General features: G+C 64.3%; 24 protein-coding genes and 5 tRNA genes. 18 read left to right on the top strand and 11 right to left on the bottom strand.

Annotated elements, in window-relative coordinates; genetic code table 11:
- From AB5Y70_RS09300 to AB5Y70_RS09280, 5 genes are all read left to right on the top strand, one after another.
- The coding region (locus tag AB5Y70_RS09300) for a transposase (RefSeq protein WP_368175959.1) at positions 1 to 125 on the top strand (125 nt) is incomplete at its 5' end.
- A gap of 86 nt (positions 126 to 211) precedes the next feature.
- Positions 212 to 1,381, top strand: a complete 1,170-nt coding sequence (locus AB5Y70_RS09295) for a UPF0149 family protein (RefSeq protein ID WP_053288218.1) — start codon at positions 212 to 214, stop codon at positions 1,379 to 1,381.
- A 150-nt stretch (positions 1,382 to 1,531) separates the two neighbouring features.
- Entirely contained in the window at positions 1,532 to 2,002 is a 471-nt protein-coding gene (locus AB5Y70_RS09290; protein ID WP_010674639.1) for a MarR family winged helix-turn-helix transcriptional regulator, read from the top strand.
- A complete protein-coding gene (locus AB5Y70_RS09285; protein ID WP_043155974.1) occupies positions 1,999 to 2,187 on the top strand; it encodes a DUF4250 domain-containing protein in 189 nt (62 codons plus the stop codon). The genes AB5Y70_RS09290 and AB5Y70_RS09285 overlap by 4 nt, the downstream gene beginning before the upstream one ends.
- A gap of 161 nt (positions 2,188 to 2,348) precedes the next feature.
- Positions 2,349 to 2,528 carry a hypothetical protein gene (locus AB5Y70_RS09280; RefSeq protein ID WP_041215220.1) on the top strand — a complete coding sequence of 60 codons (180 nt, stop codon included), beginning with the start codon at positions 2,349 to 2,351 and terminating at the stop codon, positions 2,526 to 2,528.
- 95 nt (positions 2,529 to 2,623) lie between these two features.
- Here the strand turns inward: AB5Y70_RS09280 and AB5Y70_RS09275 are convergent, their stop codons facing one another.
- Complete coding sequence (locus AB5Y70_RS09275; RefSeq protein WP_039039094.1) at positions 2,624 to 3,211, bottom strand: FMN-dependent NADH-azoreductase; 588 nt, start codon at positions 3,209 to 3,211, stop codon at positions 2,624 to 2,626.
- A gap of 226 nt (positions 3,212 to 3,437) precedes the next feature.
- Between AB5Y70_RS09275 and AB5Y70_RS09270 the strand changes: the two genes are divergently transcribed.
- The 4 genes from AB5Y70_RS09270 (at position 3,438) to AB5Y70_RS09255 (ending at position 6,702) form a co-directional block, all read left to right on the top strand.
- Positions 3,438 to 4,328, top strand: a complete 891-nt coding sequence (locus tag AB5Y70_RS09270) for a DMT family transporter (protein WP_102949308.1) — start codon at positions 3,438 to 3,440, stop codon at positions 4,326 to 4,328.
- A 73-nt stretch (positions 4,329 to 4,401) separates the two neighbouring features.
- Complete coding sequence (gene purT, locus AB5Y70_RS09265; protein ID WP_102949307.1) at positions 4,402 to 5,580, top strand: formate-dependent phosphoribosylglycinamide formyltransferase; 1,179 nt, start codon at positions 4,402 to 4,404, stop codon at positions 5,578 to 5,580.
- A 128-nt stretch (positions 5,581 to 5,708) separates the two neighbouring features.
- Positions 5,709 to 6,368, top strand: coding sequence for a hexitol phosphatase HxpB (gene hxpB / locus AB5Y70_RS09260; protein WP_042014370.1), 660 nt, complete (start codon positions 5,709 to 5,711; stop codon positions 6,366 to 6,368).
- Positions 6,369 to 6,498: 130 nt separating this feature from the next.
- On the top strand, positions 6,499 to 6,702 hold the full coding sequence (locus AB5Y70_RS09255; protein ID WP_005336871.1) for a CPXCG motif-containing cysteine-rich protein: 204 nt from the start codon (positions 6,499 to 6,501) through the stop codon (positions 6,700 to 6,702).
- A 77-nt stretch (positions 6,703 to 6,779) separates the two neighbouring features.
- Here the strand turns inward: AB5Y70_RS09255 and AB5Y70_RS09250 are convergent, their stop codons facing one another.
- Positions 6,780 to 7,070, bottom strand: coding sequence for a YciI family protein (locus AB5Y70_RS09250; RefSeq protein ID WP_029314482.1), 291 nt, complete (start codon positions 7,068 to 7,070; stop codon positions 6,780 to 6,782).
- 102 nt (positions 7,071 to 7,172) lie between these two features.
- Positions 7,173 to 7,784: a riboflavin synthase gene (locus AB5Y70_RS09245; RefSeq protein ID WP_043760761.1), complete on the bottom strand. Its 612-nt coding sequence runs from the start codon at positions 7,782 to 7,784 to the stop codon at positions 7,173 to 7,175.
- Positions 7,785 to 7,919: 135 nt separating this feature from the next.
- On the opposite strand from AB5Y70_RS09245, the gene AB5Y70_RS09240 reads away from it, so the two are divergent.
- From AB5Y70_RS09240 to AB5Y70_RS09210, 7 genes are all read left to right on the top strand, one after another.
- A complete protein-coding gene (locus tag AB5Y70_RS09240) occupies positions 7,920 to 8,126 on the top strand; it encodes a YaeP family protein (RefSeq protein WP_005301307.1) in 207 nt (68 codons plus the stop codon).
- Positions 8,127 to 8,278: 152 nt separating this feature from the next.
- Complete coding sequence (locus AB5Y70_RS09235) at positions 8,279 to 9,658, top strand: MATE family efflux transporter (protein ID WP_134695794.1); 1,380 nt, start codon at positions 8,279 to 8,281, stop codon at positions 9,656 to 9,658.
- Positions 9,659 to 9,841: 183 nt separating this feature from the next.
- Positions 9,842 to 9,918, top strand: a tRNA-Val gene (locus AB5Y70_RS09230).
- Between the two features lie 11 nt (positions 9,919 to 9,929).
- Positions 9,930 to 10,006 (top strand) — tRNA-Val (locus AB5Y70_RS09225).
- Positions 10,007 to 10,023: 17 nt separating this feature from the next.
- Positions 10,024 to 10,100 (top strand) — tRNA-Val (locus AB5Y70_RS09220).
- 121 nt (positions 10,101 to 10,221) lie between these two features.
- Positions 10,222 to 10,298: transfer RNA gene (locus AB5Y70_RS09215), tRNA-Val, on the top strand.
- 39 nt (positions 10,299 to 10,337) lie between these two features.
- Positions 10,338 to 10,414 (top strand) — tRNA-Val (locus tag AB5Y70_RS09210).
- 140 nt (positions 10,415 to 10,554) lie between these two features.
- Here the strand turns inward: AB5Y70_RS09210 and AB5Y70_RS09205 are convergent.
- Complete coding sequence (locus tag AB5Y70_RS09205) at positions 10,555 to 12,957, bottom strand: DNA polymerase II (protein WP_010674627.1); 2,403 nt, start codon at positions 12,955 to 12,957, stop codon at positions 10,555 to 10,557.
- Between the two features lie 237 nt (positions 12,958 to 13,194).
- Here AB5Y70_RS09205 and AB5Y70_RS09200 point away from each other — a divergent pair, with 237 nt between their 5' ends.
- Positions 13,195 to 14,073: a pirin family protein gene (locus tag AB5Y70_RS09200; protein ID WP_010674626.1), complete on the top strand. Its 879-nt coding sequence runs from the start codon at positions 13,195 to 13,197 to the stop codon at positions 14,071 to 14,073.
- A gap of 59 nt (positions 14,074 to 14,132) precedes the next feature.
- On the opposite strand, the gene AB5Y70_RS09195 is transcribed toward AB5Y70_RS09200, so the two are convergent.
- The 4 genes from AB5Y70_RS09195 to AB5Y70_RS09180 form a co-directional block, all read right to left on the bottom strand.
- Entirely contained in the window at positions 14,133 to 14,993 is an 861-nt protein-coding gene (locus tag AB5Y70_RS09195) for a PA4780 family RIO1-like protein kinase (RefSeq protein WP_029314478.1), read from the bottom strand.
- A 94-nt stretch (positions 14,994 to 15,087) separates the two neighbouring features.
- Positions 15,088 to 16,083 (bottom strand): lipid A biosynthesis acyltransferase, encoded by a 996-nt coding sequence (locus AB5Y70_RS09190; RefSeq protein ID WP_029314477.1) that lies wholly within the window; start codon positions 16,081 to 16,083, stop codon positions 15,088 to 15,090.
- Between the two features lie 154 nt (positions 16,084 to 16,237).
- On the bottom strand, positions 16,238 to 17,227 hold the full coding sequence (locus tag AB5Y70_RS09185; RefSeq protein WP_010674623.1) for a lipid A biosynthesis (KDO)2-(lauroyl)-lipid IVA acyltransferase: 990 nt from the start codon (positions 17,225 to 17,227) through the stop codon (positions 16,238 to 16,240).
- Between the two features lie 220 nt (positions 17,228 to 17,447).
- Positions 17,448 to 18,428: a TDT family transporter gene (locus AB5Y70_RS09180; RefSeq protein ID WP_029314475.1), complete on the bottom strand. Its 981-nt coding sequence runs from the start codon at positions 18,426 to 18,428 to the stop codon at positions 17,448 to 17,450.
- A 103-nt stretch (positions 18,429 to 18,531) separates the two neighbouring features.
- Between AB5Y70_RS09180 and AB5Y70_RS09175 the strand changes: the two genes are divergently transcribed.
- Positions 18,532 to 19,416, top strand: a complete 885-nt coding sequence (locus AB5Y70_RS09175; protein ID WP_010674621.1) for a LysR substrate-binding domain-containing protein — start codon at positions 18,532 to 18,534, stop codon at positions 19,414 to 19,416.
- Positions 19,417 to 19,501: 85 nt separating this feature from the next.
- On the opposite strand, the gene AB5Y70_RS09170 is transcribed toward AB5Y70_RS09175, so the two are convergent.
- From AB5Y70_RS09170 to AB5Y70_RS09160, 3 genes are all read right to left on the bottom strand, one after another.
- Complete coding sequence (locus AB5Y70_RS09170) at positions 19,502 to 20,479, bottom strand: Gfo/Idh/MocA family protein (protein ID WP_010674620.1); 978 nt, start codon at positions 20,477 to 20,479, stop codon at positions 19,502 to 19,504.
- A 35-nt stretch (positions 20,480 to 20,514) separates the two neighbouring features.
- Positions 20,515 to 21,372, bottom strand: coding sequence for a deoxyribonuclease IV (gene nfo / locus AB5Y70_RS09165; protein ID WP_010674619.1), 858 nt, complete (start codon positions 21,370 to 21,372; stop codon positions 20,515 to 20,517).
- Positions 21,373 to 21,541: 169 nt separating this feature from the next.
- Positions 21,542 to 23,578, bottom strand: a complete 2,037-nt coding sequence (locus AB5Y70_RS09160; RefSeq protein WP_010674618.1) for a glycoside hydrolase family 3 protein — start codon at positions 23,576 to 23,578, stop codon at positions 21,542 to 21,544.
- Between the last annotated feature and the right edge of the window lie 143 nt (positions 23,579 to 23,721).

Here is a 23,721-nt window from a genome sequence, read left to right as displayed (position 1 = left end):
AATTTCTGGACTTGAGAGGTGCTTACAGCAAACCCGTACTCTGGTCACGCTCTTACTTTGCGGGCTCTTGCGGCGGAGCACCGTTGGAGGTGATCAAGCAATACATTCAAAACCAGCGGGGCTGACGCCCCGGCGAAATTCCCCTCCCACCTACGTCGGAGGGAGTCCCCTTTCGCATTTAAGATGGATCCAGACCCACAGCCAGCAGGAGATGAGTTACCCCGCCCTGCACGGCTTCCTGTGCGCCCGTCTGGCGGGGCCCGTTGCCCCCGACTGGCAAGATCCGCTGGCCGGCCTGCTGCCTCATGATGCAGCGCTGGACGAGAAGAGTGCCGAGGCGCTGCATCACCTGATCGCCGAGCTGGAAGCCCAGGCCGACGACGCGCAGCTGGCCCTGCCGAGCCAGTGTCGCCTCTCTACCGACAACCCGGAGCAGGTGTTTGACAAGCGCCATCCTCTGGGCCAATGGAGCTATGGCTTCAGTCAGGGGGTGGCCTGCTGGCCGGCGCCGACCGATCTGAACGATCCGGCGACCCGCCATCGCTTCAGCCTGGTGGCCGAGCTCTGCCTGTTTCGCGACAAGCCCATGGCCATGATGCTGCACCAGGCTGCGGCCAGCGAGCTCCCCTTCCTCGATTTTTGCAAGCGTCAACGCCAGCAGATGAAGACGGCCCTCAACCTCCTGCTCGGCCAGGATCACTACGAGGCCGAGCCTGAAGAGAGCCCGTCCCTGGACAACGAGCAGACTCGCCAGTGGCAGCAGTGGTTCGAGCTGGCGGCAGAGAGCCGCGATCCCCTCGCTCGCCTTGGCTGGTTCGAGCGCATCATTGCCGATGCCAACCTCCTGTTCGATGAGGCATTCTGGCAAGCCCACGCGGGCCATGGCTGGCAGGTCCCCGAGGCACGCCCTCTGATCGCGGCCAGGGCCGGTCGAGCCGATTGCCTGCTGCGACTTGGGCAGCTTGGGCAGGCACGGGATGAGTACCTGGCCCTGCTCGCACTCTGCCGCGCCGACGAGCCCGCTTGCCGCCACCCCCTCTCCACCCTCTATGCCTGGCAAGGGGAGTGGGATGCCCTGCAACAACTGCTGGTGCGCTTTGATGAAGCCTCCTGCTGGCTGCTCTACAACAAGGCCTTGATGAGCTTTGTCTGCGAAGGGGAAACGGCGGCGCGCCCTCATCTGGCGGCGGCAATGGGGGTCAATCCCCATGTGCCCGCCACTTTGCTGGGCCAGCGCCGCTTGCCCAAGCAGGAGCCTCGCCGCTGGCAGGGAGGCAGCCGTGACGAGGCGGCGCTCTACGCCTTGCAGAGTCGCGAGGCCTGGCTGACCCACAACGCTTTGATATGGCTGCGAAAGAGTGCGGGCAAGCAGGCCAGTTGAGACCCCAATTGCCGATTCGATGACAGAACACGTGCGCAAACGCACATTTTTCTGGTGACTGGTCAGACAAATGCCCCTGTGTTACGTATCATCAAGGCCAAAGTATCAAGAGAAACTGCACCCGATGCAGCCGCCACAGCAGGATGTCATATGTCGAAGATCATTGAGCTGCTCGCGCACTACCCTCCTTATCAGCTGGTTCACGCCGCTGAGATGGTGCGCGATACCTTTGAACAGTTTTATCAGCAGCGGTACCAACTCACCGTACCCCAGTGGCGCCTGATGATGGTGCTCGGCCCCCACTACCCCATCAGCCAGAAGGAACTGGTGGAGGCGAGCGGCATGGACAAGGTACGGATCTCCCGCGAGATCCATCGTCTGGTGGAGAAAGGCATCCTGTTCACCGAGAACAGCGTGCAGGACAAGCGCATCAGCCTGGTCTCCTTCACCCCGGCGGGGCTCACCCTGTTCCAGCAGCTCAAGACGGAGGCGGGAAGCTGGCAGCACACCCTCACCGACTATCTGCCGGCCGAGGCGCGCCAGAGCATTCGCCTGCACCTGCAGAGCGTCAGCGATGCCATCGAACAACTTCACCTGCTGGACAACGAGCAACCCTCATGAAGCTGAACAACTTTGCCACCATGGATGTCAACATGCTGCTGAGCCTGGTCAACATGCAGCTGCGTGATCACTACGAGGATCTCGATGATCTCTGCCGGGCGCAGGATCTCGATAAAGAGGCCCTGGTTGCCAGGCTGGCCAGTGGCGATTTTCACTATCAGGAAGATCAGAAGCAGTTCAGATAGGGATCCGGATCACAACCCGACCCATGCCGCTGGCTCCGTCGGCAAAAGCTGCTAAGGTGGTGGCTACCCGGTCCGTTGATGTTCGCAAGAGGTATGGATACATCTTGTTGTCACAGACCGCGGTTAGCCTCTCGTTCACCACCCGCAGCCAAGGATGACCCATGATGCGCCTCATTCGACCAACCAGCCTGATCACCCTCTGCACATTGCTGGTGATCAGCCTCTTCCTCCCCCAGGTCCCCAGCAGCGCCGAGCAGTGGCTCACCACCCTGCTGCTGGCCTCCCTGGTGGCGGTCTTTCTGATGGTCGGCAGCGGCTGCCGCCACTTCCTGCGCGAATAACGACGCCAGAGCGTGATGCCTGAGCAAAAACAACAACGCAGCCCGAGGGCTGCGTTGTTGTTTCAGGATACTGGGGGCCAAGACCCCGAGTGGCATCAGTAAGCCAGGGTTTCCAGCTGCTCCTTGGCCTGCTCGATCCCCTTGGCTTGCGCCTCCGGCCCCATGCCCATGCCTTCGGCATAGATGAAGTCCACTTCGTTGATGCCGATGAAGCCCAGCACGGTACGCATGTAGGGGGTCACCAGGTCGGTGGCATTGCCCACGTGCATGCCGCCACGGGGGCTGACCACCAGGGCGCGGGTGTTCTCCACCAGGCCGACCGGACCGGTCTCGGTGTAACGGAAGGTTACGCCGGCACGGGCCACCAGATCGATCCAGTTTTTCAGCTGGGTCGGGATGTTGAAGTTGTACATGGGGGCCGCGATGATCACCAGATCGCTCGCCTTGAGCTCGGCGACCAGCTCGTCGGACTGCGCCAGCACCGCTTGCTGACGCTCGTTCAGGTTCTCGCCACCACGCAGGCCCATGGCCAGTTCGCCGTCCAGCACCGGCAGGTTCAGGGTCGCCAGATCGCGTACCTGGATGGTGTCACCCTGGCGCTCGGCCAGGTAGCCGTCGATCAGGGCGTTGGATTGGGAATACTGGCCCAGGATGCTGGACTTCAGAACGAGGATATTGGCCATGGTGAAACTCCATTTGATTGTCAATTGAACAGCCAGGCTGTCGATGGAGGTCACTATAAAGACTGGCATTAAAGCCTGATAGCGAAAATAGATGCTCAAGTCATTCAAAAAATTTGATGTCTGTGCATTTCCTCGACAGAGAGGGGCTCATCAAACTCCGCACCCTTGGCATGACAAACGATTGCCGTTATGATCCGCCGCACTTTTTGTACGTGATCCGGATCTCATGACCTCCTCCCGCAGGCACTCCCCCTTTGCCGGCGCCGTCTGGATGATGGTGGCAGGCCTCTGCTTCGCCGCCGTCAACAGCCTGAGCCAGTATGTCAGCTTCACGCTCGGCCTCCCCTCGACCCAGGTCGCCTTTCACCAATATCTGATAGCCCTGGTCTGCCTGCTGCCCTGGCTGGTGCGCCACGGTCTGCGCCAGTCCCTGATGACGAACCAGCAGCGCCTGCACCTGCTGCGGGTCGCCCTGGCGGTGACCGGCATCCAGTTCTGGCTCTGGGCCCTGGCGGTCCCCGTCCCCATCTGGCAGGGGATCGCGCTCTTGATGACCTCCCCCCTGTTTGCCACCCTGGGATCAGCCCTCTTTCTCAAAGAGCAGGTGAGCCGGGCCCGCATTCTCGCGACCCTGGCGGGGTTTGTCGGCGCCATGCTGATCCTGGCCCCCTGGACCGACGACTTCACCCTGGCCTCCCTGCTGCCGGTGGCGGCCGCCCTCTTCTGGGCAGGCTACTCCTTGCTGGTGCGCTATCAGGCGGCCAGCGAGTCGTCCCACACCATCGTCGTCTACCTGCTCGTCTTCAGCACCCCGTTCAACGCCATGCTGGCGATCCCTGAATGGCAGTGGCCGAGCGAAACCCAGTGGCTGCTGGTGGCCGCCTCGGGCGTACTGTCGGCACTGGCCCAGATGTCCATCGCCCGCGCCTACAGCGTGGCGGAGGCCTCCTTCGTGCAACCTTTTGATTTTGCCAAGCTGCCCATGAACGTGCTGGGCGGCTGGCTGGTATTTGGCTGGGCGCCCCCCGGTCGCTTGTGGCTGGGGGCGGCCATCATCATCGGCGCCATCACCCTGCTCACCCATCTGGAGCAGCGCGCCCACCCACCCACTTCCTGAGGTACGCCATGCGTGCCTCTTTTTTTGCTCACCCGGATCAGCCCTGCTGACCACCGACCTCAGGAGAGATCAGATGTTTGGAACCGCCACCCGCCCCACTGCGACCCGCGCCCTGCTGCTGGGATCAGGCGAACTCGGCAAGGAGGTCGCCATCGAGCTGCAGCGGCTCGGTATCGAGGTGATCGCCGCCGACCGCTATGCCAACGCCCCCGCCATGCAGGTGGCCCACCAGGCCCGCGTGCTGGACATGCTGGATGGTGCCGCCCTGCACGCCCTGGTGGCCGAGGTCAAGCCCGACCTCATCATCCCCGAGATTGAAGCCATCGCCACCGACACCCTGGCCGCCCTGGAGCAGGAAGGGGTCAAGGTGGTGCCCAATGCCCGCGCCACCCAGCTCACCATGAACCGGGAGGGGATCCGTCGCCTCGCCGCCGAAACCCTGGGGCTGCCCACCTCTGCCTACCGCTTTGCCCAGAGCAAGGAGGAGTTTGTGGCCGCCGTCGAGGCCATCGGCCTCCCCTGCGTGGTCAAACCGGTGATGAGCTCCTCCGGCAAGGGGCAGAGCCTGCTGCGCGATCTCGCCAAGCTGGATGAAAGCTGGACCTATGCCCAGGAGGGGGGCCGTGCCGGTCGTGGCAAGGTGATTGTCGAAGGCTTCGTTCCTTTCGAGTACGAGATCACCCTGCTCACGGTGCGCGCCGTCGATGGCATCCACTTCTGCGAGCCTATCGGCCATCGCCAGGAGGATGGCGACTACCGCGAATCCTGGCAGCCCCAGGCCATGAGCGAGCTGGCCCTGGCCCGCTCCAAGGAGGTGGCGGCCAAGGTGGTCGAAGCCCTTGGCGGCTACGGTCTGTTCGGGGTCGAGCTCTTCATCAGGGGTGACGAGGTGTGGTTCAGCGAAGTCTCCCCCCGCCCCCACGACACCGGCATGGTGACCCTGATCTCCCAGGATCTCTCCGAGTTCGCCCTGCACGTGCGCGCCATCCTGGGGCTGCCCGTCGGCACCATCACCCAGTACGGCCCGAGCGCCTCTGCCGTGGTGCTGCGGGAGGGCCACAGCCAGGATATCCGCTATCAGGGGATTGGCGAGGCACTGGCCCTGGTGCCGGGTGCCCAGTTGCGTCTCTTTGGCAAGCCGGAGATCGCCGGTCGTCGTCGCCTCGGGGTGGCGCTCGCCCGTGGGCAGGATTGCCAGGAAGCCGTGGAGCAAGCCAAGACGGTGGCAGCCCGGGTAGAAGTACTGTTCTAGGCACTCCGCTTTACCACGCAAAAACAAACGTTTATCTGCGTGATCCGGCGCAAGGGGCAGGTGACTGCCCCTTTCCCATTGAAGCACCGGGCTTATAATCCCCCCTTCACCTATGTCAGGAGTACAAGATGTTAACTGCCGTGATCTTCGATATGGATGGTGTTCTGATCGACTCGGAACCCTTCTGGCAACGGGCACAGATGGCCGTCTTCGCCGAACTGGGCCACTTCCACACCGAGGAGGACTGCAACTCCACCATAGGGGTGCGCATCGATCAGCTGGTGGCCCACTGGTACCGGATCCGCCCCTGGAGCAGCCCCAGCCAGGAAGAGGTGGTACAGCGCATCCTGGATCAGGTGATCGCGCTCATCCTGCAAGAGGGGCAGCCCAAGGCCGGGGTGCTGGAAGCCCTCGACCTCATCGAGGCCCAAGGGCTCAAGATCGGGCTCGCCACCTCCTCACCGTTTGCCATGGTCGAGGCGGTGCTCGGCAAACTCGGCATCCAGGACCGTTTCATGGCGGTCCACTCCGCCGAGGTGGAGCGCTTTGGCAAACCCCACCCGGATGTCTATATCCACGCCGCCGAGAAGCTCGGCGTCGAGCCTGTGCACTGTCTCGCCATCGAGGACAGCTTCACCGGCCTGCTGGCAGCCAAGGCAGCCTCCATGACGGCGCTGATCGTGCCGGACCCGGCACTGGTCGGCGATCCCCGTCTGGTCATCGCCAACCACGAGCTGCGCTCTCTTGCCGAGCTGAACGCAGAGATGCTGGCCGGCTGGGTCAAGTAGGCAACACGGACTGACCTCCTGCCTCCCTTGAGCCCGCTCATAAACGTGCGCTTGCTCGCGGTTGCGCCGCCCTGTGGCGACTAGAATCAGCAGGAGCACAGAGACGGCCCACGGGCCCGAGGAGGTCACCATGATCGAATACACCAGCAAGCGTATCGTCTGCCCCCACTGCGGCCACCACACCCGGGTCGAGCTGGATGCCAGCCAGGGGGATCAGGAGTTCTACGAAGATTGCATGGCCTGCTGCAACCCCATCCACCTGCGGCTGCACCGGGATGAAGCCCGCGACTGCCTGCAACTCTTCGTGGATGCCGACGACGAGCAGCTGTTCTGAATCCCCTGTCCAGACACAGACAAAAACAAACGGGACCCTGTGGGTCCCGTTTGTTTTGGTGCCATCGTCAGGCTGGGTCACGCTTCCCTCAAGCACGCCGCCTTCGCCGACGTCATGGTCGGAACAAACTCCACCACCTGATAATCGGCCGCCTCTGCCTGCTTGAAGGGATCCTCTGCCAGCATCGCCTCCAAGGCGTCTCGGCTCACGCCCTGCGCCAGTATGACGCCCCCGACTCGGGGTACCCGACGCCCGGATGCCAGAAAATGGCCTGCGGCATACTGCCGCTCCAGCCACGCAATGTGGGCCGGGATCAGGGCATCGATCTCCGCCAGCGGTTTCACATAGGTCAATGTCACGACAAACATAGAGAAGTCTCCAAGGCTCTGGGGCGGCGCCTCTTCCACAAGACGGCGCCTTTCCCGTGATGCCGCCCTCCTCTTCGAACCCTGGGGGCAGCGCTCAGGTGGTTACTGGCGCGCCGCCAGCACCCGCTCCACCGTGTCGACGATGGCCTGGGTCTGGGGATCGATCTCGATGTTGGTCTGCCAGCCGGCCTTGACCCAGCCAAGGTTGGTGCGGGCCAGGGTCTCGGGGATCAGGTTGACGCAGAACTCGCTGCCACGTACCTCACCCACGGTCAGGCTGATGCCGTCGATGCCGATATACCCCTTGGTCAGCACGTATTTCATGAGTTCGGGGGCGAGGCGATACCACACCTGGCGGTTGTTGGGGGTGTCGATGACCGAGGTCACCTGCGCCGTGCCCATGATGTGGCCAGACATGGCGTGACCACCGATCTCGTCGCCAAAGCGGGCAGCCCGCTCCACATTGACCTTGTCCCCGACCACCAGCTCCCCGAGGTTGGTGAGGCGCAGTGTCTCCTGCATCAGATCGAAGCTGACCAGATCCCCCTCCACCCGGGTGACGGTGAGGCAACAACCGTTGTGGGCCACGGAGGCCCCGAGTGCCAGCCCCTCGCCCCAGGCCGGACTCGGCATGCGGATCACATGGGTGCGAAAGTTGGGTTTCGCCTCGATGGCCACCAGTTCGGCGGTCCCCTGTACTATGCCGGTGAACATGTGTCTCTCCACGCTGTGACAAATTTGTCGGCAGGTTACCCCTCGCCACCGTGCAAGACAAGGCTGCCGGCTGACAAGGACGAGCGCGATCGCTATAGTGACCCCATTCAATCCAGGCTTAACGAGGAAATAAAAATGCAGGTATATCAATGCTGTGAAGCCATTCGCATCGCCTACAACCAGATTGGCTCCGGCGAGCAGGGCTATGTGCCCCAGGCCATCGCCGCCACCATCCGGGCGCTCAACGCCGTGGCCTCCGACGAGCGGGTACCGGCGGATCTGCGCGAGCAGGCCGCCTATGCCGCCGCCAACCTGCTGATCAGCGATCACGAGGACGCCTGATCACCGGGTCAAACTACGCCGCCGACCTTCCCCGTTGGCGGTTTTTCAGGCTAGAATGACACCCCCGCATTTTGTCTCCTCAGGACGAGGAGGCAAAAGCCCATCTCTCTTACCCGCTCTTTCTCTTTTATCTGATCCACTCGGAGGTGTCAGTGCAACGTTATTGGTCCGAGGCGAGGCAGCTTATTCGTCTAGCCAGCCCCATACTGGTAGCCCAGGTGGCCCAGATCGCCATGAACTTCGTCGATACCGTGATGGCGGGACAGGTGAGCGCCGTGGATCTGGCCGCCGTGTCGGTGGCTTCCAGCTTCTGGCTGCCGGTCATCCTGCTGGTGCAGGGCATCATCATGGCCCTCACTCCCATCGTCTCCCAGCTCAACGGCGCCCGCAAACAAGACGAGGTGCGCCCCGCCGTGCACCAGGGCTTCTGGCTGGCACTGATGGTGACGCCCATCGCCATGGTGGCGCTCTACTTCAGCCCCCTGGCGCTGCAGTTCATGGACGTGGATCCCGTCATGGCGGCCAAGACTGCCGGCTACCTGCACGCCATCCTTTGGGGGCTGCCCGCCTTCGTGCTGTTCCAGGTGCTGCGCAACTTCAGCGAGGGGCTCTCCCACACCATGCCGACCATGGTGATCGGTTTCGTGGGGCTCGCGGTCAATATCCCCGCGAACTACATCTTCATCCACGGCCACTTCGGCATGCCGAAACTCGGCGGGGTCGGCTGCGGCGTGGCCACCGCCATCGTGCTCTGGGCCATGCTGCTGGCGATGATCCTCTATGTGAAGTTCTCTTCCCACTTCCAGAAGATCAACCTCTTCGCCCAGCTTGCGCGCCCCAACGGCAGCCGGATCTGGCGCCTGTTCCGCTTAGGGTTTCCCATCGCCATGGCCATCTTCTGCGAGGTGACCCTGTTTACCGTGGTCGCCCTGATGCTGGCGCCCTTCGGCGCGGAGACGGTAGCGAGCCACCAGATAGCGCTCAACTTCTCCAGCCTGGTCTTTATGCTGCCGCTGTCCATTGGTGTCGGCGTGACCATCCGGGTCGGTCACAACATAGGGGAAGGCCAGCCGGATCAGGCCAGGGTCGCCGCCCGCACCGGCCTGATGCTGGGCATGGGGGTGGCCGCTGCCACCGCCGCTCTCACCGTGCTGCTGCGCGAGCCCATCGCGGGGATCTACACCGACGATATGCAGGTAATCGGCCTCGCCGCCACCCTGCTCTTCTTCGCCGCCATCTACCAGATCTCCGATTCGGTGCAGGTGGTCGCGGCGGCGGCCCTTCGCGGCTACAAGGACACCCAGGCCATCTTCTACGTCACCATCGTCGCCTACTGGGGCATGGGACTGCCCACCGGCATGATCCTGGGACTGACCGACTGGGTGGTGCCGCGCATGGGGCCCCAGGGCTTCTGGGTCGGCTTCATCGTCGGGTTGACCAGTGCCGCCCTGATGCTGGGAGCGCGCCTTCGCGTCATCTATGGCCGCTTCGCGAGCCCCGCGGCCTGCACCGCCCTGTCCCGGGCGCAATAGCAAGGAAAGTGACCCTGCCCGGTGGCAAGCTCGCCTGTAAAATCAACAGGCTGCGCAAGAACTGGGCAAACAGTCTCCTTTGTGCGTGTCCCTTGTTGACAGCCCTGGGGGCCATGGGTAGTATGCCGACCACGCCAGCAATGCTGGCGGGATAAAACGGGTTTTCAATCCGGTTTATGAAGTGGGTTTATAGCTCAGTTGGTTAGAGCACTACCTTGACATGGTAGGGGTCGTTGGTTCGAATCCAATTAAACCCACCACTTTTCGTGATGCGTCCTTAGCTCAGCTGGTTAGAGCACCACCTTGACATGGTGGGGGTCGGTGGTTCGAATCCACTAGGACGCACCATCACGAAATCCTGTTATGCGTCCTTAGCTCAGCTGGTTAGAGCATCACCTTGACATGGTGGGGGTCGGTGGTTCGAATCCACTAGGACGCACCATAACAGTTTGAATAAATTGCAGATATGAATTTGATGTGGGTCTAAAGCTCAGTCGGTTAGAACAGTACTTTGACATGGCGTAGGCAATGTCGTTGGTTCGAATCCGGTTGAACACAGATGTGGGTTTATAGCTCAGTTGGTTAGAGCACTACCTTGACATGGTAGGGGTCGTTGGTTCGAATCCAATTAAACCCACCACTCCCCTGCAATGACACACAAAGTCGCCTTGCGCACCCTGCGTCCTTAGCTCAGCTGGTTAGAGCATCACCTTGACATGGTGGGGGTCGGTGGTTCGAATCCACTAGGACGCACCAGATTTGAAAAGCCCGCTTGATAGCGGGCTTTTTGCATTGGTCGGCTCTGACATCCGCTCTCCCCCGTCATCTGCCTCCTGTCCCCTCTGGCCCACGGGCCGCCATTGTCGTGCCATGGCCGCCGCGTTTACCTCGCTTCGTCAGAAGAGATCGAGCTGCTGGCCGCAGATCCGCTCGAACGACTCCCCCACAAAGGGAAGGATGGCGTCGGCGATGGGCCTGAGCTGCTTGTCGATGTAGTGCTCGTAGTCGACGGCGCTGCGCCGGTACTCCAAAGGCTCGGGGCCGTTCAGGGTCATCAGGTAGGCGATGGTGCCCCTGTGCTGATAACGCTGGGGCAGGCCGCGGCGCAGATTCTCCTCATCCGCCAGGCGCGCCGCCCGCACATGGGGCGGCACGTTCTTCTGATACTCCTCGAGTTTCTGGCGCAGCCGCTTGCGGTAGATGAGCAGATCGTCGTGACGGCCGGCCCGGGTCTCGTCCACCATGGTGCGCACATAACTGCTGGGATCCTGGTCGTGGAACACCATTTCGTAGAGCCGGGTCTGGAATGCCTTGGCAAGGGGTGTCCAGTCGGTGCGCACCGTCTCCAGCCCCTTGAACACCAGGTGCTCCCCTTCCCCTTCGCCCACCAGTCCCGCATAGCGTTTCTTGCTCCCCTTCTCCAGCCCGCGAATGGTGGGCATCAGGAAACGGCGGTAGTGGGTCTCGTACTGGATCTCCAGATGGCTCGGCAGGTCGAACTCCCGCCTTATCAGCGCGGCCCAGTTGTCGTTGATCATCTTCGCCAGTCGCTGGCCAATCTCGTCCGCCTGTTCGAGACGGATATCGCTCCCCAGGTGCACGAAGGTGGAGTCGGTGTCCCCATAGATCACCTCGAACCCTTCTGCCTCTATCCACTCCCGGGTCTGCTGCATGATGCCGTGGCCCCGCAAGGTGATGGAGGAGGCGAGCCTCGGGTCATAGAAGCGGCAGCCCCCCGACCCCAGCACCCCGTAGAAGGAGTTCATGATGATCTTGATGGCCTGGGAGAGGGCCTTGTTACTGGCGGCCTTGGCCCGATCCCGCGCCGCCCAGAGGGTGGCGATGAGATCCGGCAGGAAGTGGCGGGTTCGGGAGAACAGGGCGCCGCGAAAGCCTGGAATGGCGTTATCCGGGTGTTTGAGCCCCTCCACCAGCCCCATGGGGTCGATGCAGAAGGTGCGGATGATGCTGGGATAGAGGCTCTTGAAGTCGAGCACCAGCACGTGGCGATAGAGCCCCGGCTTGGAGTCCATCACATAGCCGCCGGGGCTTGCGAGCCCGCCGTCTGCCGGCAGGTTGGGCGCCACATAGCCACCGCGGTGCAGCCGTGGCAGATAGAGGTTGGTGAACGCCGCCACCGACCCGCCCACCCGGTCGAGCTCAAGACCGGTGAGGGAGGCGCGCTCGATGGCGAAGGGGATGAGGTGGCAGAAATCGAAGATCTCCCACACCAGCCTGCAATCTTCCAGGTTGTAGCGGGCCAGCGCCTCCTTGTCGGAGTGGAACAGCTCGGTGATCTTCTCCCCCCGGTTGGCCACGTCCTCGATGTCCTTGCCCCGCCCGAGCAGCTCGCTCGCCACCGCATCCAGGCTGTAGCTCGGGAACTGCCAGGTGGCGCTCTTGAGGGTATCGATGCCGTCCAGCACCATGCGCCCCGGGATGATGACGTTGCCGCTCTGGGGGTCGTTTCGGGACGAGCGCCAGAAGCAGAGCTCCCGCCCGCGCCCGAGCCGCAGCCGCCGCTTGTGGAGTTCGGCGCGGCGCAGCAGCAGGCGAAAGTCGAAATTCACCACGTTCCAGCCGATGACGAGATCGGGATCGTGCAGGCTGAACCAGCCCTCCAGGGCACCGAGCAGGGCTGGCTCGTCCGCCACCCACTCGACGGGGGTCTCCCAGTCCTGCGAGTCCGGCTCCGGGGCACCAATCATGATGACCCGCGCGTCCTCTTCGCTATGAAGCCCCACCGAGAAGAGAGTGCCATCCATGGCGCACTCCACGTCCAGGGAGACCCAGGAGAGGGTCGGCGTCACCGCCTGCGGCGCACAGCGCGCCTCGTTTACCTCCCAGTAACCCTGCCTGCCCCCCTTTCGCCTCGCCTTGCCGTCAAAGCGCATCCCGGCGGTGATGAAGCGCTCCATGAGAAAGCGCTCGGGCAGGCGGACATCCGCCTCGAAGTGCTCCAATCCGCGGATGAGCAGCAGCTCGATGGCGCGGTGGAAGGCGCTCAGGGTGGCAAAGTAGCAGCCCACCACCCGGCTCCCCTCGAAGGTGTGCATGGGGAGGCGGCGAAAACGCCCCCTCACCCCGGCCCCCTTGAAAAGCTCTGCCGCCTCCTCCAGGTGGCGTTCCGGGAGGAAGAAGACCGGCTCCTGCCCCGGCACCACCACCCGTACCGGTCCCTGTGCGCTCCAGAGCCACATCACGATCTCGGTACGCCCCTGCACATCCCGACCATGGCGGGTCAGGATGAAGCCGTCGAGCGGCGGGGTCACGGGAGGGAGGGGCTGGATGTCGGTCATGCAGGTGGTCGGGCTCAAGAGTGGGATGGGACTATTGTACGTTCATACAGTACCCGGCTGCAATTGCCGGGCTGGGCCCTCAGGGCAGGCGCTGTGCCCCGTCTTTGCCATCCGGCGCCGGATTGGGGCATAGTAACCTCGGCATCACTCACAGGCACCGGGCGAGACGGCATGTCCAACTTCCGGCAGACGCTGCGGCCTGCGCGCGCCAACCTTTTCCTCGACAAGGAGCACCCCATGACACAACAGTGGCAACGCATTGCCTCCCGCCTCACCGATGTGGGCGGCATCCCGGTGGCTCGCGCCATCCCGGTCAAGGAGCGGCGCACCATCGGGCCCTGGTGTTTTCTCGATCATATCGGCCCGACCCGCTTTGCCCCCGGCGCCCCCGGCATGGATGTGGGGCCCCACCCCCACATCGCCCTGCAGACCTTCACCTGGATGCTGGAGGGGGAGATCCTCCACCGGGACAGCCTGGGCAGCAAGCAGGTGATCCGTCCGGGCCAGGTGAACCTGATGACCGCAGGACGGGGCATCGCCCACACGGAGGAGTCGGTCCCGAACCAGCCCGATCTGCACGCCGCCCAGCTCTGGATAGCCCTGCCAGAGGCGGATCAGCATACCCCGCCCCGCTTCGATCACTACCCGACGCTCCCCCGCTGGCAGCAAGGGGAGATCACCCTCACTCTGCTCATCGGCGAGCACGGCAGCCGGCGCGCCCCCACCCTGCACTTCTCCCCCATTCTGGGGCTGGATCTGCACGCCCCCGAGGGAGGCGAGATCACCCTTCCCCTGGATCCCGCCTTCGAGCACGGCCTCTTTCCCCTCGCGGGGGAGACCATCGTCGCAGGGGAGGCCCTGGCCCCGGAGCAGCTGCTCTACCTGCCCCCCGGCAACCGGGAGGTGGCGCTGACCCTGCGCCCGGGCGCCCGGCTGCTGCTCATCGGCGGCGAGCCCCTGCCCAAACCGCTGCAGATCTGGTGGAACTTCGTGAGCGTCGACAAGGAGGCCATTCGCACCGCCGCCGCCGACTGGGAGAGCGGTCATCCGCGCTTTGGCGAGGTGACGGGTTACCAGGGGCCCCGTCTCAAGGCGCCACCCCTGACCGGGCTCTGAGCCAGGGTCCAAAACAAAAGAGCGCCCATGGCGCTCTTTTTGATTGGAATGAAGGCCCGTCAGGACTCCTCTTCCTGCTCCGCCTGCAACCTGGCCCGGCGGGCCATGGCCTCCTCCTGGGCACTCTCTATCTCGTGCAGCACGCCATCCAGATCGATGGCCTCCCGGCTCTCTTCGAACAGGCCGGTGAGCTCGGTCTCGGGGCCCAGCTTGCCATCCTCGAACAAGGACCACATCTCCCGGGCATACCGGGTCTTGAGCAGCTCGGGGGCATACATGCCGTAGTAGTTGCGCATGTTGTCGACATCCCGCTCCAGCATGGCCCTGGCCTGGTTGTTGGCGGCGGCATCCACCACCTGGGGCAGGTCGATGATGACGGGCCCCTCTTCGTCCACCAGCACGTTGAACTCCGAGAGATCCCCGTGAATGAGCCCGGCGCAGAGCATGCGCACCACGTAGCGGATCACCTTGCCATGATCCACCAGAGCCTGCTCACGGGTCAGGGCCACGTCGTTGAGACGGGGAGCGACGTTGCCGTCGGCGTCGGTGATGAGCTCCATCAGCAGCACGCCATCGAGGCAGACATAGGGCCTGGGCACCCGCACCCCGGCCGCCGCCAGCTTGAACAGGGCATCCACCTCGGTGTTCTGCCACACCTCTTCGTGCTGCTTGCGACCGTACTTGGAGCCCTTCTCCATGGCGCGGGCATCGCGGCTGCTGCGTACCCGCCGCCCTTCCTGATAGACCACGGCCTGCTTGAAGCTGCGCTTTGACGCCTCTTTGTAGACCTTGGCGCAGCGGATCTCGTCGCCGCAGCGCACCACATAGACGTCGGCCTCTTTGCCGCTCATCAGCCGGCTGATGACATCGTCCACCAGGCCGTCATCAACCAGAGGTTGGATTCGATTTGGAATTTTCATGACCGCCCTTTTACCCTATTTGCACCTTGTTTGCACCTGTTTGCTGGTGGCCTGCCACCCCTGTCAGAAACGGCCCGCAAGGGGGCCGTGTCGATCAAGGTTCCGGTGGCAGCCCCTGGCGGATGCGGCGGATCCCCGCCTCGTAGAGACCGTCCTCGCCCTGATCGTGCTCCTGGGTTTCGAAGATCTTGAGAAACCACATGTACTGCTCGGGGAAGCGGCCAAGCTGCTGCTCCACCATGCGGTTCATCTGGTTGACGTCCGCCACCAGATCCGCGGTGGGATAAGGATCGAACGGCGCCTCGATCTCCAGCCGGTAGCACCCCTCGTCCTCGTCGTAGCAGGCCAGAATGGGCACGGCGCGGGCACCGGTCAGCTTCACCAGCTTGGGCAGGGCCGGCAGGGTCGCCTTGGGGTGGTTGAAGAAGGGCACGAAGAGGCTCGCCTCCCGGCCGTGATCCTGATCCGGCAGATAGAAAAAGCTGTCGCCGCTGCGCAGGGCCTTGATGGCGGGCTTGATGCCGACGCTGCGCTCGTAGATACGCCCACCCTTGCTGCGCTCGCGGTTGATGTACCAGTCGAACACCGCATCCTTGGGGCTTTTCATCATGGTGCACATCTTGATCCCCTGGAGGGGGAAGTAGCGGCCAATCATGTCCACCGCCCAGGTGTGGGGCACCACGAAGATCATGGGGCGACCGGCTGCCCGCTCCGCCTCCACGTGCTCCCAGCCGCTCACCTTGACGCGCCCCTTGAGGAAGTCGGGGCTGCGCCAGGTCAGCTCGCCAAAGCCCAGGAAGGTCTTGAGCCCCACCCGGATGGATTTCAGCAGCAGGGCCTGACGGCCCGCCTCGTCGAGATGGGGGAAGCAGATCTTGAGGTTGGTGTCGGCGATGTAGGCCTGCTTCCTGGAGACGCGCAGCAGCAGGGGGGCCAGGTAGTCGGCCAGCTTGTCCCGTGCCCTTGCCGGCACCCAGGCCAGCAGGGAGAGCAGAGCGACGGCCAGCCAGCTGCCCCACAGACGGGGGTGCAGCAGGCGCGGATGAAAAGAGGTGTCAAACACCGGATCTTGTGCGGACATGGTCGCCATCGAATCATCAAAACAGAGCGTCATTTTAGTGATCCTGACAACTTTTTCTACCCTGCCCTGCACAGCGCCCCCGCGCCAAGTCACTGATCAGACAAGTTAGAAATAAAAAGTGGCCCGCTTGGGGCCACATTTTTGCACCGGGTGAGCGCAAGGCTCAGGGGTGAGGAGCAAGGCCCCGGCGGATGCGCCGGATCCCCTCTTCGTAGAGGCCATCCGGCCCCACCTGATCCTCACGGGTGTCGAAGATCTTGAGGAACCACATGTACTGGCCCGGGTGGCGGCAGAGCTGGCGCTCCACGCTGTCGTTCATGCGGCAGGTATCCGCCATCAGATCCCCGCTCGGGTAGTCGGCGTAGGGAGCCTCGACCTCCAACCGGTAGCCGTGCGCCTGCTCGTCATAGCAGGCCAGCACCGGCAGGGCCCGGGCGCCGGTCAGCTTCACCAGCCGTGGCAGGGCCGGCAACGTCGCCTTGGGGTGGTTGAAGAAGGGGGCGAACAGGCTTGCCTCCCGGCCGTGATCCTGATCCGGCAGATAGAAGAAGCTCAGACCGGATTTCACCGCCTTGATCACCGGCTTGATGCCGGCGCTGCGCTCATAGACGCGGCAGCCGTGCCGGGCCCGCGCGCCGTTGATGTGCCAGTCGAACACCGGGTTGCGGGCGCTCTTCATCATGGTGCACATGGGCAGGCCCCGCTGGGCAAAGTAGTAGCCCGCCGCGTCGATGGGCCAGCTGTGGGGCACCACCAGGATCACCGGTCGGCCAGCGGCCTGCTCCGCCTCGATATGTTCCCAGCCGCTGACCTGGATCCGCCCCATCACGTGGGCGGGGCTGCGCCAGGTGAACTCGCCAAAGCCCAGCAGGCTCTTGAGGCCGACCCGGATGGAGGTCATCAGGATGGCCTCCCGCTCGGCCTCGCTCTTCTCCTTGAAGCAGATGGCGAGGTTGGTCCTGGCGATGTAGATCTGCTTCTTCGAGATGGCGCATACCAGGGGCGTCAGAGCATCGGCCAGGCGATCCCGCCAGCGCGGGGGCACGAAGGCGAGCACACCGATGGCGCCGAGGGCGAGCCAGCTCAACCAGTAACGGGGGTGCAGCAGACGAGGCTGGAATCGGGCGTCAAACACGGGATCAGATGAGGACATGGGGCACGACAAAACAATGGGAAGATAAAGTGGCGCGCATCGTGACAGGTATTACCAGTTAACGCCAACTGAATGTCGCCTGTATGGGCAACTATTTAAGCCACTTCACGGATTGACAAAATTAATCTGCTTCATTTGATTCCCCTCTGTGTCACTGCATCACGAACGGCAGACCCCGCACGGGCGGGGTCGATGACGAGGGGGGATGAAAACCTTGTGCCTAGCGGCGTGCGGGCTGCCCCGGCAGGTCATCCTGCACCGCCGGCAGGAAGAACATCAGGTAACGCAGGGCCACGTAACCCACCACCAGGGTGGCCACCCCCAGCTCCAGATAGGCCAGCTGATGGAGCTGCTCGGCATAGCGGGCCGCCTCCGGCCACTGCGACAGCAGGTGACTCACCTTGAACAGGGCGGTGGCCCCGATCACCAGGGGGAAGGTGAAAGCGGCGTAACCCGGCGAGAACGGCAGGCGCAGCAGCTTGATGAAGGCCAGGTAGATGATGCCGGTCATCAGCACGGCGATCCCGAGCAGCACCGCCACCAGCAGCAGGGAGGGATCCTGGCTCACGGTGAGGTAGCCGGCCAGCGACAGGCTCGCCGGGGCGGCCAGGATGGCGATAGTGGGCTTGGCGGCATCCGGCACCTCGTGGCTGAAGATGAGGCGATAGAGCATCAGCGGCAGCATCAGGCCGTAGCAGGCCATGCCGAACCAGAGCAGGCCGGTGGCCAGGGATGCGAAGGGACCGCCCGGGTAGGCCACGTCAGCCACGATGATCCCCACCGGCGGCACAAACCAGCTCGGCACCATGTGATGGATTTCGAACGCTCTGGCCCTGTGCCAGACGAAAGTGGCGAGGAAGACGAGGTGGATGATGACCGCAAACAGCCAGAGCCCCTGCCCCAGGGTCGGGGCGAGCAGGCCGACCGCCTTGGAGACCACCATGGTCCCCATGGCGTAGGTGGGCACCACGCTGCCCACCACGGGATGGGCGAGATCCTGCCACAGCAGGCGCGGGTGGATCAGAAACTTGAAGGTCAGGACGAGGAGCAGCACGGCGGCGATGGCGGCCCCCAGCAGTTGCAGACGGCCATCGAACTGACCGGCATTTTCCCAGCACCAGCCGAGGCTGGCGATCCCCAGAGCCAGACCGGCCATGGGGGTCGGGGCGGCGGCCAGGGAGCGGCGGGTTCTTGCGATCATGGCGAATACCCTCTTGATGATGACGATGGGCATAGGATAAAGGGGGTCTATCGTTTACGATATCTAAATGAATTGAACTTAGCGTTTAGGAAAATCAAACGATATGAAGCTCACCCTGCAACAACTCAAGGTGTTTGCCACCATCGCCCGCCACGGCAACCTGGGGGGCGCCGCCAATGAACTTTGCCTGAGCAAGGGGGCCGTCTCCCAGTCGCTGCAGGAGCTGGAGCGCCAGCTCGCCACGCCCCTGTTCGACCGGGTGCACCCGAGGCTTCAGCTCAACAGCGAGGGGCGCCTGCTGCAACCGGCCGCCGAGGAGCTGCTGACCCGGATGCAGGAGATAGAGCAGCTCTTCAGCCCCGATGCCGAGCCGAGCGGCCAGCTGCACCTCGGGGCCAGCCAGACCATCGGCAACTACCTGCTGCCCGCCCTGCTGGCGGAGGGGGCCCAGGAGCTGGGAGCCGCCCCCAGGGTCACCATCGCCAACACCCACCTCCTGTGCCATGCCCTCGCCCACTTCGAGCTGGATCTCGCCCTCATCGAGGGGGAGAACCACCACCCGGACCTGGTGAGCGAACCCTGGCTGGAGGACGAGATGCTCATCATCGCCGCCCCCGGTCACCCCCTGGCGGATCAGCTCGAGCTGCCCCTGCGCCGGCTTGCCGGGGAAACCTGGGTGCTGCGCGAGGCGCAATCCGGCAGCCGCGAGCAGTTCGAGCAGCAGCTCCAGCCCCACCTGCCCCGCTGGCAGGCGGGGATAGAGCTCAATACCCTGGAGGCGGTGATGCTGGCGGTGGAGAAGGGGCTCGGCATCTCCTTCATCTCCCGCCTCGCGGTGGCGGACCGGCTGGCACAGGGGCGCCTGGTGGCCCTCACCCCGAGTCGCCGCTTCCCCCGCCAGCTCTCCCTCGTCTGGCACAAGCAGAAGTTCCACTCCGTCGCCCTGCGCCGCTTCCTGGCCTTCTGCCGCGCCCAGACCCTGGCGTGAGAACCCCTTCGGATACGACAAGGGCGCCATTGGCGCCCTTGTCGTTCAGCCGATGCTCCCCTCGACCCTCAGCCCTTCCCCGGCCTCAGCCGGCGAGTCCCCCTTCAATCCAGCCGAGCACCTGCCGGGTCACGGCCTGGGGCACCCAGGGGGAGTCCAGCAGCCGGTGGCGCAGGCAATCGGCGAAGTGATCCGCCTCGTGCTGCATGCCGCCCCCCTCCACCGGCAGATAGATGTCCGCCGGCCAGATGACGGGGGCAGGCCCCCCTTGCCAGCGAATGTGCTGGGGATTCCACCACTTGCCCTCGATGACCAGGCGCCACCCCTCCCCGGACAAGGACGCTTCCCGCTCGAGATCCTCGATGATGGAGGCCCCGAGCTCGGCCCGAAACGGCTCATCGAACGTGAAGCTGGCGGTGAGATCCACCTCCCCCGGAGCCCGCGTCAGCGTCACCTCGGGGGCGGGGCAGCCCAGCCCCAGCCGATGGCAGAGGGCGGCATGGAGCCAGAGGGGATAGACCCCCACGTCCCAGGCGGCGCCGCCGTCGAGGGCAGGATCGAACAGCTTGCCCACCCTGGGCTGGGTCGAACCGAACGCCGCCCGCAGCTCGCGCGGCGGCGGCAGCAGGGGCAGGCGCTGCAACAGGGCGCGCATGGCGGGGAAGCACATCACCTTCATGGCCTCGAGCAGCAGCAGGCCCCGTGCGTGGGCGAGCGCCACCAGGGCGTCCCAATCCGCCACCCGGGTCACCGCCGGTTTTTCCACCAGTACGTGCTTGCCCGCCAGCAGCATCTGCCTCACCAGGCCCGCGTGCTCCGGGTGGATGACCGCCACATAGACGGCCTCCACCTCGGGGCTGGCGGCCAGGGCCTCATAGCTGCCATAGGCGTGGGGCAGCCCCAGATCCCGGGCGAACTCGTCCGCCCGTCCCTGGTCCCGGGCGGCGATGGCCACCACCTCGGCTCCCCTGGCGTGCCCGTTCACATCGCGGCAAAAACGCCGGGCGATGGCCCCCGCCCCGGCAATGCCAAAGCGCAGGGGCGCCCTTGTCTCGTCGTGCATCGTCTCTCCTTGCTACCCAATGGTGGACCCCGGCATCACGCCGGGCGCGGGCTCCCGGCCAGGCTGCGCAGCCAGCTTAACTCCTCGCCCCAGATGGACTCGTCGATGGTCTCGAGGATAAGCGGGATGCCGTCGAAACGGTCGTCGTTCATGATGTGGTGGAACACCGCCTCGCCGAGGTTGCCCTCCCGCAGGCTGTGGTGACGGTCGACCCGACTACCGAAGGTACACTTGGCGCCGTTGATATGCATCCCCTTGAGGTACTCGAACCCCACGATGCGGTCGAAGTCGGCAAACACCGCCTCGCACCCCTCGGGGGTACGCAGATCGTAACCGGCGGCGAAGGCGTGGCAGGTGTCAAAGCAGACGCCGACCCGACTCTTGTCCTCTACCCCGTCGATGAGGGTGGCCAGGTGCTCGAACGACCAGCCGAGGTTGGTGCCCTGGCCGGCGGTATTCTCGATCACCGCCGTCACCCCTTCGCTGCGCTCCAGCGCCCAGTTGATGGACTCGCTCACGAGCTTGAGGCTCACCGCCTCGGGGATCTGCTTGAGATGGCTGCCCGGGTGGAAGTTCAGGTAGCACAGCCCCAGTTGCTCGCAGCGCTTCATCTCGTCCAGAAACGCATCCCGGGACTTGGCGAGGGCGTCGGGGTCGGGATGACCCAGGTTGATGAGGTAGCTGTCGTGGGGCAGGATCTGCTCGGGACGAAAGCCCTCCTTCTCGCAGGCGGCCTTGAAGGCGCGAATACTGGCCTCGGAGAGGGGCGCCGCCTGCCACTGGCGCTGATTCTTGGTAAACAGGGCGAAGGCGTTGGCCCCGATGGCTTTGGCCCGGGCGATGGTGTTTTCCACCCCGCCCGCCGCACTGACGTGGGCTCCGATAAATTTCATCTCATCTCCTGTGCACTGTGACCGGGTGCCTGCCACACTGGCCACCGCACCCGTTGCCGGGGCGCCATTATGCCCAAGCCAACCCCTTGCGCCAAACCGGGATTGTCGATGGGGGCAATGGAAAAGGCGCCCGAAGGCGCCTTGATGAGAGACAGAACATCCCTGTCCGTCAATAGGCCAGACCGGCCCCGTAGGGATAGAGCGGGCTTTGTGAGTCCTTGGCCACGTCCGGGGACTGGGCCAGCACCGCCTGCCAGCTCGAGGGCAGCTCGAAGGGGAGCTTGCCACGTGCCTTCTGGGTGCCGCTCATGACATCGAACAGGGCCTGATCCAGGGCGCCGAAGTTGGCGAGCAGCACCCGGGCCGCCGGGGCCACCTCGGTCAGGATGGCGGGCCTGTCCAGATAGACGGAGAGCACCAGGGGCACCCCGGCCTGCTCGATGGCCTGGATGGCGGCATAGTCATCCGCGCCGCGGTAGACCCCTTCGTGGGCCGTCTCCTGCACCACCTGAGCATTGCTGGCAAAGCCGAGCTGGCCGAAGTGGATGCTGCCAAACGGGAAGCGGGGGTCCTGCTCGCCCGGGGCGTTGACCCGCACGATGGCAAGCTCCGCGTCGGCCAGGTTCGTCACCACCGTATAGCCGTTGGCCCTGGCCACCTCGGCGTTGACATTGTGCAGATAGACCCGCTTGCCGTCCGCCTTCAGCGGCAGCAGGGCCCCCTCGTTCTTCAGCAGCACGTGAGACGCCGCCTGGGCGGCCTGGGCCTCCTGCTGGAACTCGGCCTTGCCCACCAGGGCCACCGCGGCCTCGGCATCCACATAGGGATTCTCGAAGAGCCCGAGGGCAAACTTCTGGGCCAGGATCCGCTCGGCCGAAGTGGTGATGGCCGCCTCGGTCACCAGACCGCTCTGCACCGCCGCCAGCAGGGGAGCCGGATCTTCCACGCCACCGAACTGATCCACCCCGGCGTCGATGGCCTTGGCATAACGCTCGGCCTTGGTGAGCTTCTCCACGCCCCAGGACATGCCAAAGGGCACGGTCCAGGGGCTCACCCCGGCATTGACTTCATCCTGGGTCAGCCCCTGCTCGCAGCGGCTGTCACAGTCATTGACGATGCCCCAGTCGCTCAGCACCACGCCGTCAAACTTGAAGTGGCCCCGCAACAGATCCGTGATGATCTGGCGGTTGAAACCAAACCCCACCTCCTCGACGGGCTGCCCATCCTGGGTCAGGCCCAGGGGCATGGCGTAATAGGGCATCACGGCGGCCACCCTGGCCTCGAAGGCACCCTCGAAGGGCACCAGGTGGTAAGCAAACTGGCCGCCGGGGTAGACCTGCTCCTTGCCCCAGGGGTTGTGGGCATCCAGCCCGTCCTTCTGGGGACCGGCCCCGGCGAAGTGCTTGACCACGGTGACCACGCTCTCCTTGCCTATCCCCTCGCTCCCCTGCTGGAAGCCCTCGATGTAGGCCTTGACCAGGGACTTGGCGAGCAGGTTGTCTTCCCCGAAGGTGCCGTTGATGCGGCCCCAGCGCGGCTCGGTCGCGAGATCCGCCTGGGGCGAGAGGGCCTCGTGGATGCCGACGGCACGGTACTCCTGACGGGCGATGTCGCCAAAGCGCTGCACCAGGGCAGCATCGCCGATGGCGGCCAGCCCCAGGGTCTCGGGCCACTGGGAGAAGGCCCCGGCACCGATGCTGGTGGCGTTCGGATCATGGGTGAAGTGGTTGCGGGGATCCGTGCTCACCGTCATGGGGATGCCGAATCCCACCCCTTCCAGCAGGGCCTGCAGGGTGTTGTTGTCTGCGGCGATGGCCGCCGGATCACCGGCCATGCGGGTGATGAAGGTGTTGACCCCGTCCTCGCGCAGCATCTTGTCCATGGCCGCGAGGTTCACCCGCCCCGCCCCGTCCAGCACCAGGGTGCCGTGCATCATCAGCCCTGCCTTCTGGGCCAGGGTGAGCCTGCCCACCAGATCCCGGGCCCGCTCGGCGGCGCCGAGGCGCCAGTCCTCGTAGGGGGTCAGGGTGCCGCTGCCATCGAGATCCTTGAATTGCAGGCCGTCCTGCTCGATGAGGGTGACGGTGCGGTGGCCCAGAACGGGCTGCTCGGGCTTGGGGGTGGAATCGTTGTCGTTGCACCCTGCCAGCAGCAGGGCCCCGATGGCGAGGGCGACACGGGTTCGGGAGAGCGAGTGGTGTTTCATTGTTGTTATCTTCCTTGTGTGTGTAGGAGTCGCCACTCTATGCAAAAGCGGCCCCTCTCACTTGCCCGTCGGGTGCAGGAAGTTGCCGGTTGGGAGCAGGATTGAAAAGTGTGAAAAGGGTTGCAGGGTTACCCTTGGTTACA

The sequence above is a fragment of the Aeromonas sp. s1(2024) genome, assembly GCF_040908005.1.
GTDB lineage: Bacteria > Pseudomonadota > Gammaproteobacteria > Enterobacterales > Aeromonadaceae > Aeromonas > Aeromonas caviae.
The sequence above is the reverse complement of the archived record's forward strand: the minus strand, read 5'-3'. Positions and strand labels throughout refer to the sequence as shown.